The organism is Mycobacterium sp. P4_H6 (genome assembly GCF_056400845.1).
The window spans coordinates 23,529-36,958 of sequence record NZ_JBFUKN010000027.1 but is presented as its reverse complement, the minus strand read 5'-3'; the positions used below and the strand labels follow the sequence as shown (position 1 = coordinate 36,958).

Here is a 13,430-nt window from a genome sequence, read left to right as displayed (position 1 = left end):
TCCCAACGGTCCGCCCGGGTTGGCCGTTGGCGGAGGCGCTTCGGTTTGGATTGGCGCGGTAACTGGGGGCAGTCCCTTCTGGCTTCAGCGCTGTGTGCGCGGTTCTGATGTTGGTGGCCGGAGAAGCTCAAAGCGGAAGCCGACGAACTGCACAGCGTATGACGTTGACTAGTGCTGCGTAATGCTTCTTAGCGCGGCTCGGCGCGCGCCTAAACGCTCGCACCGAGGATAGAGTGCCCGGCGTGGTGGAGCGGTTCCCGGTCGTCGACTTGGAGGGCTGGACGCGCGGTGAGCGGGAGCCAGGCGGCGACGAAGCTAAGCGTTGGTTCATCGCCCCGCCGGAATAGTCGTACGACGGCCACTGGTTGTTCAAGCCCCGCCGAGTCAAGGAACTAGCGCTCTCAAAAGAGCGACAGCGAAGAGGCGATAAGCCCGATGTGCTGATTCGGGGTGAGAACTGGGCCGAAAAGATCGCGTACGAACTGGCCGTCTTATTAGGTGTTCCCTCGGCCGAAACCCATCTGGCCTCGGTGATTGAACTGACGAGCGGCTCGCGTGTCTACGGGTCGATGAGTCGCGATATGCGCCCGCGTACATGGTCATGGGCTCCTGGTGCGGCTCTGCTCGCCGAATACGACGACGAGTTCGACACGGATTCGTGCCGCGGTCACACGCTTGAGGCAATCCGCGACGTCCTCGCTGGCATGGACGGGCCAGTGGCAAGCGAGTATGCCGACTGGCCAGCCTTCGACGTTTTCACGGGCTACCTCATGCTTGATGCGTGGATCGCGAACACCGACAGGCACGCCCACAACTGGGGTGTGCTGCAGAATCTTCGGTCAGGCTATGTGTGCCTGAGCCCAAGTTTCGACCACGGCTCCGCGCTGGCCAGCGGAAATGGTGATCCCGATCGTGCCGCACGAGTAGACGGCAAGGCCGTGGCGTCATGGTGCGAACGCGGGAGGACGAAGCGATTCGACGGGGGTGAGGTGCAAAGCCTGCTTGAGCAAGCTCGACGTGCTCTCAGTATGGCCAGTCCCGACGCGCGGCAGTATTGGATCGACCGAATGACGGGCGTTGACCTCGGCGTATGCTTCGATGTTATTGAGGCAACGCCTGACTTGTCGGACTCGACTCGTAGATTCCTGCATACAGCTGTATCGACCAACCGAAAGCGACTCTGCGATGCTCTCCACTGACCTTGTTGCGACCTCTGTGGGCGCTGAAGTGGAAGCACCCGCGACCCGGCTCATTGTTACTCGCCGCGGTGCCGACGACGGAGCGTACCGCGCCATTGGATACCTCGATCGCGTAGCCGACTCCGAGGGATCTGCGGTCTACGAATTTAAGTACTTGGCGACTGCCCTCGTCGACCCGACATTTGTTCCCATCGTCGGATTCAAGGACTTGCAGCGCCACTATCAGTCGACCCGGCTGTTTCCCTCATTCGCCGATCGAGTGATAAGCGCCAAGCGGCCGGACCGCCCTCAATATCTCGCCGCGCTCGATCTCAGCGACGATGCCGACGCGTGGGAGATTCTGACCGCCTCCGGCGGGCACCGTGAGGGCGACCCGATAGAGCTGATCTCGCTGCCCACCTACGACGAGCGAAGCGGTCAGACGTCGGCATGTTTCCTCGCCCACGGTGTGCGGTATCGGTCGCTGGAGGCGAGTGAACACATCAGCGCCTTAGCCCCGGGCGCGCGGCTTACCTTAGAACCGGATAGCGACAACCCTGTGAATGGCCGGGCAATCCGTATCGTCGACGGCCATCAACACCTCGGGTTTGTGCCTGATCCTCTACTGGACTACGTGCACTCAGTGCTGGCTAGCGGAAACTACGAGCTGACAGTTGTTCGTGCTAACCCGGCTGCGACGCACCCACATCTGCGACTCCTACTGCGTCTGTCCGGCCATTGTGAGGAGTTCGTGTTCAATCAGCAGGCGTGGCGCACGACCTGACCCGGCTCCCTTCGGCGCCGGGGGACCCTCCACAACAACGCAGCTTTCTGGGTCGCGCGAACTGACGGTCCGGGGCGTCCGCCGTTTGGATGGCAAATTCCACCCGCCATCTCACGCGACAACGGCACGGACTCGCAGGTGGGCAGACTGCGACCTGTCACGGAGTTTGGCAATCAACACGAATTCGACATCTCGGATGGCAAAAGTCTGGCCGTTGCTTGACCGTGCTGGTGCCTGATTGAGAGACGGCGGCACGGCACTGCCGACCGCTACTTTCCGACCGTGCAATGTACCTGCTAGTTTGCGTCGCGCCGGAGGATCTCCACTTGCCGGTCGGTCAGCAGCGGACGGATGCGCTCCACCACCAGCTCCTGGTAGTGGGGCGAGTTCACGTGTGCATCGAGTGCTGTCTTGTCGCGATAGCGCTCGATAAGCACGAGGGTGGTGGGGTCGTCCACGCTCTGAAAGATCCCGTACCCCAAGCATCCTGGCTCGGCGAGGGCGTGGGGTCGCAGTGCCGCGACGTGTGCCAGCACGGTGTCGAGCGCGGCCTCCGTGGTCTGCCATCGGGCGACCACAACGACGGGCTCCATCAGATTTGCTTGAGCGCTTCGACCAGCGCCTCTCCGACCAGCGACCCCGATTGCGGGTTCTGGCCGGTGATCAGGCGGCCGTCAACGACGAGTTGAGGCTGCCACGGGTCGGTCGCTTCGTAGACAGCGCCCTCCTCGCGCAGTGCCCCTTCTAGGTCGAACGGCACGTCCTTGTCGGCGTAGCCATTTTCCTCGGCGGTCGAAAACGACGTGAGGTTGCGGCCGCGCACGAATGGAGCACCGTCGTCGAGGGTGACGCCCAGGAATGCAGCCGGCCCATGGCAGACGGCGGAGACGATCATCCCTGCGTTCCAGGCGCAGCTGACGGTGTCCTGCACCTCCGGATTCCCCGTGATGTCGACCATCGGACCGAGTCCGCCTGGGATGAAGACCGCGTCGTAGTCGAGCACGTCGACTTCGGACAATTTTCGGCTGCGGGACAGGCGGCGGTAGGCCTTGCTATCTAGGAAAGTGGCCTGTGCCGGGTCCTCGGGATCGAACCCGTCTTCTGGCGGCTTGCCGCCCAATGGGGAGGCGAACTCGACGGCGACGCCTGCTCGGTCCAGCGCCTCGAACGGATGCGCGATCTCTGGAAAGAAGAAGCCGGTGGGGCGATCATTCGGGCCGATGAAGGCGGCATTGGTGACGACGAACAGGACGTAGGGGACGCTCACGGCTCTCTCCCTCACTGCCAGATTTGCGAATCGTGATGAATGACAACACGAGTTGGCGCGAGTCCGCGGTGAACAGGTCGTATCGGCGCGGAACGGGCAACAACTGCGCAGGAATGCGCTATCGGTTGCCGTGCGATGGTTCGTATATCGGATTCCTGCTCCGCCGTTGCCCCTTTCGGCTACACCAGAGTCCGCGCCGGCGGACCTCCACTATTCTTGGCCGCACAGCGAGCGGCCGACTCTGCGGGAACAAGGATGCCAATGAGCGAGCAATGCCGGGCCGACGAACTGCGGACATTGTTTCTGTTCGAGCACCTTTCGGACGCCCAACTCGAATTGCTCTGTGCTGCTGGCCGAATCGAGACCTTTCCGCCCGGTCCCCTGATCCGGGAGGGTGAACCGGCGACCCGCTTCTACGTCATGATCGAGGGCGAACTCCTGATGTCGGGCCGGATGGGCGGCGTCGATGTACAGACACTTCGAACGTCTCAGCGTGGCGTCTACTGCGGCGCGTGGGTGGCCTATATTCCCGCCGCAGCGCAGGTCCACGAGGTGTCCATCCGTTTGACCCGGACATCACGCTTCTATGTACTCGACGCCGAGCGATTCGCCGGCTTCATGCAGTCGCAGTTCCCGATGGCCGTGCACCTGTTGGCGGGCCACACCCTCGGGACGATTCGTCAGCAGCAGCTTCTCGGTCAGCGCGCCAGACTGCTCGCGCTGGGCACGATAACCGCCGGTTTGACGCACCATTTGAACAATCCCGCGGCTGCCATCGCCCGCGCAGCGACCGACCTGCGGGAGGTCGTCAGCAGAATGAGACAACAACTGTCGGTGGTGGCCGATGGCAGATTCCCGCCGGAGGCGGTTCGGGCGCTGACGTCGATCCAGGGTGCCGCTACCGAACACGTCGGCGCGGCCAGCAACCGGGACACCACCGCGTTGGAAGCCGCAGACCGCGAGGAGCGGATCGGCGACTGGCTCGACAGCCACGGCATCGACCAAGCGTGGGACCAGGCGCCGACCTTCGCTGAGGCCGGACTCGATACCGATTGGCTGCAGCAGGTGTCATCGTCGATCGCGACCGGTTCAGGCGGTAACCCCGGCACCGGGGCGCTGCAGCGCGCCGTCGGATGGTTGCGGGATTCCATCGACAGCGAGTTGCGAGTCCGGGAGATCGTCGAGGCGAGCAAGCGCATCTCCACTCTGCTTGCGGGGGCGAAGCACTACTCCCAGATGGATCGTGACGCCTACCAGGCAGTGGATGTCCACTCGCTGCTGCGCGCACACTGTTGATGTTCGAGGGCCGCGTCGGTACGGGCAGCGATGTTCGGCTCGTCACCGATTGGGATCACACACTGCCTGAAATCAACTGCTATGCAGGTGATCTCAACCAAGTCTGGACGAACATCATCGACAACGCGGTCGAGGCGATGAAGGGGGAGGGGACGTTAACCGTCCGGACCATGCGCGAAGGTGACTACATGATCTGCGTCGAGATCTGCGATGACGGTCCCGGGATCGCCGACGACATCGTCGACCACATCTTCACCGCCTTCTTCACCACAAAGCCCGCCGGCGAGGGCAGCGGGCTTGGTTTGGACCTCGCTTGGCGGATTGTGGAAAAGCACGGCGGGAACCTGTCGGTGCAGTCCGAGCCCGGTGACACGCGTTTCACCGTGCGCCTGCCACGGGAGCCCCCTTGCGAGCCGCAGCCAAGCGGCGAGTGATCGCGGTGTCTCGAAAAGCACTGTAGCCGAGATCTTTTAATGCTTAATCAGTCCATGGCGATGAGTTCGAGCTGGATATTGTCTGGATCGCGGAAGACTACCGCCGAGTACTTGATCGGCGCGATCTCGTCGACCACGCCGGTGTGGCTGATTCCGAGTTCATCCAACCAGGCGGTCCAGGTCTCCAATGCATCGCGTCCAGAAACTCCGAAAGACACATGGTCCAACCCGGTATGGGCTTCGTCGAATCGCTGGCCGCAGTTTCCAGTGTTGGTGTGGAGACTGAAGATCAACCCTGACCGAGGCTCGGGCAGCAATACGCTGTAACCGGTCTCCTCTCGGCCGTAGTGCGGGACCGTGATGTCCAACCGCTGCGTTTGGAACACGCGCTGATACCAGGCGATACTGGCCTCGAGGTCGGTGACCGTCAACGACAGATGATGGACGCCGCTGAATGTGGCGTCGGTGTTTCCACTCACCGCCTGCCTCCGTTCGATGGTCGTGTGCGGTTACGTCGAATTCTGTGGGCGACGCCGCCCAACCGGCATGCGCAACGGCTAACCGGGTCGGTATACGCCATGGCACGGCGGGAATGCGTCACGTCCGCCGCACCAAGCCGGTCGGCGCCGCCGCGATACAAACCCCACGACGCCGACTTGACAGTAAGCTCAGGCTTGCTAGCCGAGCCATCCGAGCTGGTCGTGGCAAGTGACCAGCTTCGTGCAGTTGCCCGTGAACCTGGTCGCGCGGTCAGCACTCTGTTGAATCGAACCGGGAGTGACGGACGTGGCTGCGCCTAACGGTCCCGCCGACGGCGGTGGTCGGTCGGCCTCCGCCAGTTCGCTGCGGCTGCAGATTCTCGGCCCGATGCGACTGTGGCGCAACGGTATCGAGTTGGACCCCGGTCCTCGGCAGCAGGCGTGTCTGCTTGCCTTGCTGCTCGCGCAGGAGGGGCGACCGATCAGCACTGCCCAGATCATCGACGTAATCTGGGGCGAAGGAGCGCCGGCGACCGCGCTCAATGTCCTACACAAGTACATTGGTGCGCTGCGGCGCTTGGTCGAACCCATGTTGCCGGCACGAAGCCCCGGCTCGTATCTGCTGCGGCGGGGCACCGGTTATCTGTTCACGGCGGGACCGGGCGAACTCGACCTGGCCAGCTTCCGGGAATACGTCGCCGCCGCCGAGTCGGCCCTGTCGGAGCACCGCCACAGCGAGGCCCTCGACGACTATGTGATTGCGTTGGGACTGTGGGCCGGCCCCGCCGGTGACGGGTTTGCCCACGGACCGGCGGCAATGTCCATCTTCGCCGGACTGGACGATGAGTTTTTCGATGCGTGCACGGCCGCAGCGGAACTCGCGGTGACGCTCGGTCAACCGGAGCGCGTCTTGGTACCCCTTCAACTGGCGGCTGCCATTGCCCCTTTGCGCGAGCCGGTGCAAGCGTGCCTCATCACGATTCTCGGTGCCGCCGGGCGACAGGTGGAGGCGTTGTGGGTCTTCAATCAAGTCCGCAACCGGCTCGCCGACGAACTCGGCCTCGATCCCGGGCAAGCCCTGGATGCCGCCCACCGCCGAGTAATGAGCCAATCGTCGACCGAGGCGCGACTTGCGCTACGACCGGAGGAGCCTTCGGCCGAGGGACTGGTCGGTCGAGGCGAGGAACTCGCAGTGCTGCGGGAGGCCGTCGATGCGGCTTTCGCCGGTGGCGCGGGGTTGGTCATCGTGGAGGGCGAGCCGGGGGTGGGCAAGACTCGCTTGCTCCAGGAGGTCGTCGGGGCGGCCGGTCGGCGCGACGGGCTCGTTGTCTGGGGAAGTTGCCTCGACGGTGACGGAACGCCGTCGATGTGGCCGTGGGTCCAGGTAGTCGGCGCTGTCGTGAACCTGGTGCCTGCCGCACTGCAGCAGAAGTGGCTTGACGGCGACCTTGGCCGCCTCCTCGAGCCGCGCGACGTGCTCCTGGGCGGGTCGGTGCTGACGGACACCGGCGTCCAATTCCGGCTGTTCGAGCGTGTCGTGGCCGTCGTGGCCGAAGTCTCTTCCGAGCGGCCGCTGGTGATTGTGATCGACGACCTCCATTGGGCTGACGTCGCATCGCTGCAGCTGTTCGCTCACCTGACAGCCCGGTTGCCGGGCGGCACCCTAATGATCGGTGCCCTTCGTGATCACGCGCCATCGCCCGGCACGGAGCTCGCTCGAATGCTCGCCACAGCAAGCCGGGTTTCCGGGCACCGCCGCATCGTGCTCGGCTCGCTCACCCTCGCCGAGGTGGCCGAGCTCATCCGGCGCGAGACCGGCCAAGATCCTGCCAGCGGCGTCGCCCGCGACATCTTCGCCCGCACCGCAGGCAATCCGTTCTTCGTCCGCGAACTGTCCCGATTCCTCGCCGCCGGCGGCACGCTGTCCGCGACCGTGGCAACGCAGGCGGGGGTGCCGTCCACTGTGCGTGATGTGGTCCGGGACCGGGTGGCCGACCTCGACGACGGTGTCATCCGCCTATTGCAAATCGCCGCGCTCATCGGTCGAGACGTCGCGCTGAGCCTGCTCGCCCGCGTCTCCGGTATCGACATCCAGAAGTGCCTTGACCGGCTTGAGCCCTTGCACGGTCTGGGGCTGCTCGAACCGACGCCGCATGACCCTTATTCGTTCCGCTTCACCCACGACCTGGTCCGCGAGTCGGTCGCCGGGATCACGCCACCGGGGCGCGCGACGCAGGTGCACATTGGCATCGCCGACGCATTGGAAGGCACCGATTCCGATGACGACACCGTCGTCGAGCGTCTCGCGTACCACTTGTGGTCGGCCGGTCCGCTCGCCGATGCGGCCAGAACCGCTGGAGCGCTGGCCCGCGCCGGCGCCCGTGCCGCGACGAAGTCGGCGCTCGAAGCTGCCGAGCGCCAGCTGCGGTTGGCCGTGCACGTGGCGCGCCAGGCAGGCCTGGCGGAGCTCGAGCTCTCCTCCCTGTCACAACTGACCGCGGTCGTCGGGATGCGATCGATGTACGGCACCGCAGCACTCGATCTGTTGGAGCGCGCCGAATATCTGGCCCGTGGACTTGGCCGCGAGCTGGAAGCCGCCGGCTTCCTCTTCTCCCGCTGGGCCGCTCACCAACAAGCCATCGAGCTCAACCGCGCCGGCCCGTTGGCGCGGCGGTTGCTGGAGCAGGGTTATGCGTCCGCCGATCCGATGGTCCGCACATACGGCCTGCAAGCCTGGGGTCTCCATCAGTGGGATGTCGGCAACATCGGCGAGGCATACCGCTATCTGAGCCAATGCGAGCCGCTACTGCTCGGGGCACTGGCAGGGCGCCAGGAAGATCCGGTCCGTGGCGGTCTTGAGTTGCTCATGGTCGGGATGCTGGCCGAGATCACTGCTCTACACGGTGATGTTGAAGCAGCGCGGATGCTGCTCGACACGCTGGAGGCGGTGGCTGGGGACGATCCCTATCGCATCATTGTCTGGTCCGCCATCGTGGCGAGGACCGCGTCCATCGTCGGCGACCCGGAATGGGCATTGCGGGGGGCGGAACGGGGCATCGCGGTGGACCCGGGATTTTCGTTCGTGTTTCTGGGCACCTATCAGCGACTGGCCCGGTGCTGGGCGCTTGTCATCACTGGCGGTGAGCAGGCGGGGGCGACGAGTGCCATCACTGAGGCGCAACAGATCATCGCAGCGAACCTCCTCGACCCGCCGCGGTCGTGCGTGGCAACCTGGTACGCATTGCTTGGCGAGATGTACCTGGCGGCCGGGTCGCTCGAGGAAGCGACGGCGGCTCTGGACCGGGCCGAGTTCTATTGCAGAGCGTACGGCCAGCGCTACCCCGAGGGTTTGATCCTGCTCCTGCGGGCGCGGGTTCTGCATGCCCGCGGGGAGTCGGCCGCCGCGGTCCGGGCGGCCGCCGAAGCTGCCCGCAGTTTCTCGCGCGAGCACGAGGCACACCTGTTCGTCCACCGTGCCGAACAGTTCCTGGCCGAACTCAATTGATCGAGTCCCGGGGCCAGCACCGAATCAACTAAGCATCCACTGGTTGTCAACACGGCTCGAATAGCGTCGGTGTTGTCGGAAAACGGCTCGCGCGCAGCAACTTTTGGGGCGCTGGCCGCCAGAGAGGAACGGATCCCGAGGAGAAGTAATGCAGATGAAGGCGGCCCGCATTCATGCGTTCAATGAGCCTTTGCAGATCGACGAGATTCCGGTCCCTGAGGCCGGGCCGAATCAGGTTCTGCTCAAGGTCGCTGCGGCAGGCATGTGTCGTAGCGACTACCAGCTTCTCGACGGCTACTTCCGGGAGGGACTACCGGTCGAGTTGCCCTTCATCCCCGGACACGAGGTCGCCGGCTACATCGCCGCCCTGGGCGCCGACGTACCGAAGTCCGCCGGACTCTCCGAGGGCGACCTTGTCGTGGTCGACGCCCAATGGGGCGACGGCACCTGCCGCCAGTGCCACGAAGGGAACCAACAACTCTGCAGCGGTGGGCAACTCGCAGGATTCGGACCGAACGGCGGATTCGCCGAGTATATGCTGGCGCCCCACGACCACGTCATCTCCGTCGCCGACCAGTCCAACGCCCGACCCGAATACCTGGCGCCGCTGACCGACGCCGGGATCACCCCGTACCGGGGTATGAAGAAACTACGCGACGCCGGAAAACTCGGCCCCGGCCGGACCGTCGTCGTCAACGGCATCGGCGGACTTGGAAGCTATGGAGTCCAGTACGCCCGGCTGCTAGGCGGGGGCGCGACCGTGCTCGGGTTCGCGCGTAGCGACGAGAAGCTCTCCGTGGCGAAGGAAAACGGCGCACACCACACCGTCAATGTTCGCGACAAAACGGTCGACGACGTGCAGAACGAACTCGAAGACCTGACTGGTGGCAGGACGGTCGATGCGGTTCTGGACTGCGCAGGATCCCCTGAGTCATTGGGCCTGGCGGCCGCCATTCTGGCGACCGAGGGCGCGCTCTGCCAAGTGGGCTTGATGGGTCATCGCGTCGAACTTCCGCTGTTCCCCTTCGTCAGCGGTGAAAAGTCTTATTTCGGGTCGTTCTGGGGCAACTACATCGATCTCAAAGAGGTTTTGACACTGGCCGGCCAGGGACTGATCAAGCACAACGTCGTCCCCGTGAAACTCGGCGACGTCAACGAGAGCCTCGAAGCGCTGGGCCGCGGTGACATCGTGGGCCGCGCCGTGATCGTCTTCGACTGAACACATGCCTGACATCATCTTCATCCATGGGTTGTGGCTCTCCTACACAGCATGGCAACCGTGGATGGAGTATGTCGCCGCGAGGGGTTACCGGGCGATCACCCCGCGGTGGCCGGGTGAGGGCGACACCGCAGCCGCGGCACGGGGAAACCCGCACGCTCAAGCACGATTCGGGATCCTTCAGTTGACGGAACACTTCGCGGCCGTCATCGAACAGTTCGATGCGCCACCGATCGCCATCGGCCACTCGTTCGGTGGCCTGATCGCGCAGAAGCTGCTCGGGCAGAACAGGGTTGCCGCGGCAGTCGCCATCAACCCCGCCCCCATCAAGGGCGTCACACCGCTGCCGCTTGCACAACTGCGGTCGGCCTTCCCGGTGTTGGTCAATCCGCTGAATCATGGTCGTGCCACAACGTTGACGCAGAGACAATTTCGTTACGGGTTCGGCAATGCACTGTCCAAGGCGGAGTCCGACTCGCTGTGGGAACAGTGGTCCATCCCGTCCCCGGGTAGGCCCTTGTTCGAGGCGGCGATGGCCAACATTTCTCCGAATTCTCCTGCCAGGGTCGACACCGCCAACACCGCGCGGGGGCCGCTGTTGATCACCGGCGGCACTGAAGACCACACCGTGCCCTTCATTAGTGCCAGGGCCACGTTCAAACAGTACGAGCGATCCGCTGCGGTCACCGACTTCCACGGATTCGACGGCGCTGGGCACTCCTTGACGATTGATCACCGCTGGCACGAGGTTGCCGACGTCGCACTGGCCTGGCTGGAAGTCCGGGGTTTCGGCGGAGAAAGCCAAACATGACCAGTGCCCACCGATTCCGCAGTTTCACAGATGATCTGGCGCATCTGCGACCGCCAATTCGCCTGGTTTCTTCGCGGGATGACGATGAGCACCAGCGGCGGCTGTCTGAGCACTTGTGCACGCACGCGCACGCGGATGGAGCAAATGCCACTCCGTGGCCGGACTCGATGATCTACCGGTTCACCCGGCCCGGTCAGGCGCGGTGGGACGACCTCGGTGCCCTGTCTGTGGGAATCATCGTTTCGGCGGCGACCACACGTATCGCCGTCGGCCCGTGGCTCCTCAACAGCCGGACGAGCTACGTGGTGCTCGGCGGAGGAGGTGATCAGTTCGATTGCCGGATCCTGGCGGCGTCGCCCGATCAACCGGTCCTGTGCCTGGTCTTGGCAATCGACCCACAGCTTGTCCGGTCACTGTGGACGAACATGCGTGGCCTGGGCGTGGCTGTGGGCCATCTCGATGACGTCGCAACGGGTCCGGTATCCGCGCTCGACGACGAATTGACGCTCACCGTGCTCCGGTTTCTCGACTCGCTGTCGGACACCTGCGATCGTCGCGTCCTGGCACCCCTGCACCTGCAGGAAGTCGTGTATCGGATGTTGCAGCGCGAGCAACGTGGGCGGTTGATACACCTGGCCGCCGGTGAGCTGAACGGCAATCCTATTGCCGCAGTGCTGGATTACATTCGCGACCACCTGGCTGAGCCCCTGGCCGTCGATACTCTTGCAGCGCAGGCTTGTCTGAGCCCGTCAGCATTTTCGCGGATGTTTCGGGAAAGGACTGGGCGCCCGCCCTATCGGTACGTCAAGGAGGCGCGGCTGGATCGGGCACGGCAACTGTTCGACGAGGGGCGCTGTGGAGTGGCGGAGGCTTCGCGCTCGGTCGGCTACACCAGCGTCTCGCATTTCATCAAGGAGTTCCGCATTCGGTTCGGTTCCACCCCAGGTGACTATGCCGATGCACACCTCGTCAGCAGCAACGTGCGCGCACTTCCCGAGGCGGCCGGCTGACGCGCGCGGGACTGGAGAAAAGGACCAACGCTTCAAACGACTGCTTCATGCTCAGGAGGCCCCATGCCCATCGCATCGATCAACCCCTTCACCGGTGACACCATCGAGGAGTTCGCTCCTCACGACCCTGGAGAGGTCGAGAACCGAATCGCCCAAGCCGCCTGGGCCGCCGAGATACTGCGCTTCTCGACGACCTTCGAGCAGCGCGCGCAGTGGATGCATGCCAGTGCAGACATTTTGGATGACGAGTCCGAAGCCGCCGCCCGAACTTTGACGCTCGAAATGGGTAAGCCGATCCGACAGGCCCGTGACGAGGTGTCCAAGTGTGTGCACGCCATGCACTTCTACGCCGAACACGCCGAAGCGTTCCTTTCCGGTGAATCACTGGACGACGCCGAACCCGTGGGCGCCGCACAGGCGTGGACGGTGTGGCAACCGCTCGGCGTGGTGCTGGCCGTCATGCCGTGGAATCTGCCGTTGTGGCAGGTGATTCGGTTCGCTGCACCCGCCCTCATGGCCGGCAACACCGGCCTGCTCAAACACGCCTCGAACGTGCCCCAGTCGGCGCTGTATCTCGATAAGTTGTTCGACAAAGGCGGCTTTCCGGCTGGTTCATTCCGCACTCTGCTGATCGGATCGACACATGTGTCATCGGTGATCACCGACCCCCGCGTTAGGGCGGTGACGCTGACCGGGTCCGAGCCAGCCGGACGGTCGGTCGCCTCCACTGCAGCCAACGAGGTCAAAAAGGCTGTACTGGAACTCGGCGGCTCCGATCCGTTCATCGTGATGCCCAGCGCTGACCTCGACGCCGCATCGACCACGGCGGTGAGGTCCCGGATGACCAACAACGCGCAGTCCTGCATCGCCGCGAAACGGTTCATCGTCCACACAGACGTCTACGACGAATTCGTCGGCTCCTTCGTCGACAAAATGCGCAGCCTGGTCGTCGGCGATCCGATGGATGAGTCCACAGACGTCGGCCCGCTGGCCACGGCAGCAGGGCGCGACGACCTGAGCGCACTGGTCGCCGACGCCGTCGCCAAAGGTGCCACCACGCTGTTGGGTGGGGCCGCTGCGGACGGGCCCGGCTGGTTCTTCCCGCCGACCGTGCTCGCCGACCTCGCCGACGACATGCGCATTGTGCAGGAAGAGACCTTCGGGCCGGTCGCCTCCCTGTATCGCGTCGCTGACCGCGAGGAAGCCGCGCGCGTGGCGAATCAAACGACGTTCGGCCTGAGTTCGGCTGTCTGGACGCACGACAGCAGCGAGCAGGAATGGTTCATCACCACTCTCGATGCCGGCATGGTGTTCCTCAACGGCATGTCACGGTCCTACCCGGAGTTGCCTTTCGGGGGGATCAAGAATTCCGGATACGGTCGCGAACTATCCAGCTCTGGAATACGAGAGTTCTGCAACCAGAAGACCGTATGGAAGGCGTAGCTCT

Annotated in this window: 10 protein-coding genes and 1 pseudogene; 8 read left to right on the top strand and 3 right to left on the bottom strand. The window is 64.2% G+C overall.

Annotated elements, in window-relative coordinates; translation table 11 throughout:
* The first annotated feature begins 437 nt into the window (after nt 1–437).
* Nucleotides 438–1,199, top strand: a complete 762-nt coding sequence (locus AC1DTF_RS13625) for a HipA domain-containing protein (protein WP_477474424.1) — start codon at nt 438–440, stop codon at nt 1,197–1,199.
* Nucleotides 1,186–1,962 (top strand): hypothetical protein, encoded by a 777-nt coding sequence (locus tag AC1DTF_RS13620; RefSeq protein WP_477474423.1) that lies wholly within the window; start codon nt 1,186–1,188, stop codon nt 1,960–1,962. The genes AC1DTF_RS13625 and AC1DTF_RS13620 overlap by 14 nt, the downstream gene beginning before the upstream one ends.
* Before the next feature lie 296 nt (nt 1,963–2,258).
* On the opposite strand, the gene AC1DTF_RS13615 is transcribed toward AC1DTF_RS13620, so the two are convergent.
* Both AC1DTF_RS13615 and AC1DTF_RS13610 read right to left on the bottom strand, forming a co-directional pair.
* Nucleotides 2,259–2,555, bottom strand: a complete 297-nt coding sequence (locus tag AC1DTF_RS13615) for a putative quinol monooxygenase (protein ID WP_477474422.1) — start codon at nt 2,553–2,555, stop codon at nt 2,259–2,261.
* Nucleotides 2,555–3,229: a type 1 glutamine amidotransferase domain-containing protein gene (locus tag AC1DTF_RS13610; RefSeq protein WP_477474421.1), complete on the bottom strand. Its 675-nt coding sequence runs from the start codon at nt 3,227–3,229 to the stop codon at nt 2,555–2,557. The genes AC1DTF_RS13615 and AC1DTF_RS13610 overlap by 1 nt, the downstream gene beginning before the upstream one ends.
* Before the next feature lie 261 nt (nt 3,230–3,490).
* Between AC1DTF_RS13610 and AC1DTF_RS13605 the strand changes: the two are divergent.
* Nucleotides 3,491–4,959, top strand: a pseudogene (locus tag AC1DTF_RS13605) (ATP-binding protein).
* Nucleotides 4,960–5,006: 47 nt separating this feature from the next.
* On the opposite strand, the gene AC1DTF_RS13600 reads toward AC1DTF_RS13605, so the two are convergent.
* Nucleotides 5,007–5,438 carry a VOC family protein gene (locus tag AC1DTF_RS13600; RefSeq protein ID WP_477474420.1) on the bottom strand — a complete coding sequence of 144 codons (432 nt, stop codon included), beginning with the start codon at nt 5,436–5,438 and terminating at the stop codon, nt 5,007–5,009.
* 298 nt (nt 5,439–5,736) lie between these two features.
* Here AC1DTF_RS13600 and AC1DTF_RS13595 point away from each other — a divergent pair, with 298 nt between their 5' ends.
* The 5 genes from AC1DTF_RS13595 (at nt 5,737) to AC1DTF_RS13575 (ending at nt 13,426) form a co-directional block, all read left to right on the top strand.
* Nucleotides 5,737–8,943: a BTAD domain-containing putative transcriptional regulator gene (locus AC1DTF_RS13595; protein ID WP_477474419.1), complete on the top strand. Its 3,207-nt coding sequence runs from the start codon at nt 5,737–5,739 to the stop codon at nt 8,941–8,943.
* A 148-nt stretch (nt 8,944–9,091) separates the two neighbouring features.
* Nucleotides 9,092–10,162, top strand: coding sequence for an NAD(P)-dependent alcohol dehydrogenase (locus AC1DTF_RS13590; protein WP_477474418.1), 1,071 nt, complete (start codon nt 9,092–9,094; stop codon nt 10,160–10,162).
* A gap of 4 nt (nt 10,163–10,166) precedes the next feature.
* On the top strand, nt 10,167–10,973 hold the full coding sequence (locus AC1DTF_RS13585) for an alpha/beta hydrolase (protein WP_477474417.1): 807 nt from the start codon (nt 10,167–10,169) through the stop codon (nt 10,971–10,973).
* Entirely contained in the window at nt 10,970–11,983 is a 1,014-nt protein-coding gene (locus AC1DTF_RS13580; protein WP_477474416.1) for an AraC family transcriptional regulator, read from the top strand. The genes AC1DTF_RS13585 and AC1DTF_RS13580 overlap by 4 nt, the downstream gene beginning before the upstream one ends.
* Nucleotides 11,984–12,046: 63 nt before the next feature.
* Nucleotides 12,047–13,426 carry an NADP-dependent succinic semialdehyde dehydrogenase gene (locus tag AC1DTF_RS13575; RefSeq protein WP_477474415.1) on the top strand — a complete coding sequence of 460 codons (1,380 nt, stop codon included), beginning with the start codon at nt 12,047–12,049 and terminating at the stop codon, nt 13,424–13,426.
* Nucleotides 13,427–13,430 lie beyond the last annotated feature (4 nt).

Bases quoted from the DNA above. Each gene is read 5' to 3' on its own strand.
- AC1DTF_RS13620 (WP_477474423.1), top strand. From the start codon at position 1,186: ATGCTCTCCACTGACCTTGTTGCGACCTCTGTGGGCGCTGAAGTGGAA.
- AC1DTF_RS13615 (WP_477474422.1), bottom strand. From the start codon at position 2,555: ATGGAGCCCGTCGTTGTGGTCGCCCGATGGCAGACCACGGAGGCCGCG.
- AC1DTF_RS13590 (WP_477474418.1), top strand. From the start codon at position 9,092: ATGCAGATGAAGGCGGCCCGCATTCATGCGTTCAATGAGCCTTTGCAG.
- AC1DTF_RS13585 (WP_477474417.1), top strand. From the start codon at position 10,167: ATGCCTGACATCATCTTCATCCATGGGTTGTGGCTCTCCTACACAGCA.
- AC1DTF_RS13580 (WP_477474416.1), top strand. From the start codon at position 10,970: ATGACCAGTGCCCACCGATTCCGCAGTTTCACAGATGATCTGGCGCAT.
- AC1DTF_RS13575 (WP_477474415.1), top strand. From the start codon at position 12,047: ATGCCCATCGCATCGATCAACCCCTTCACCGGTGACACCATCGAGGAG.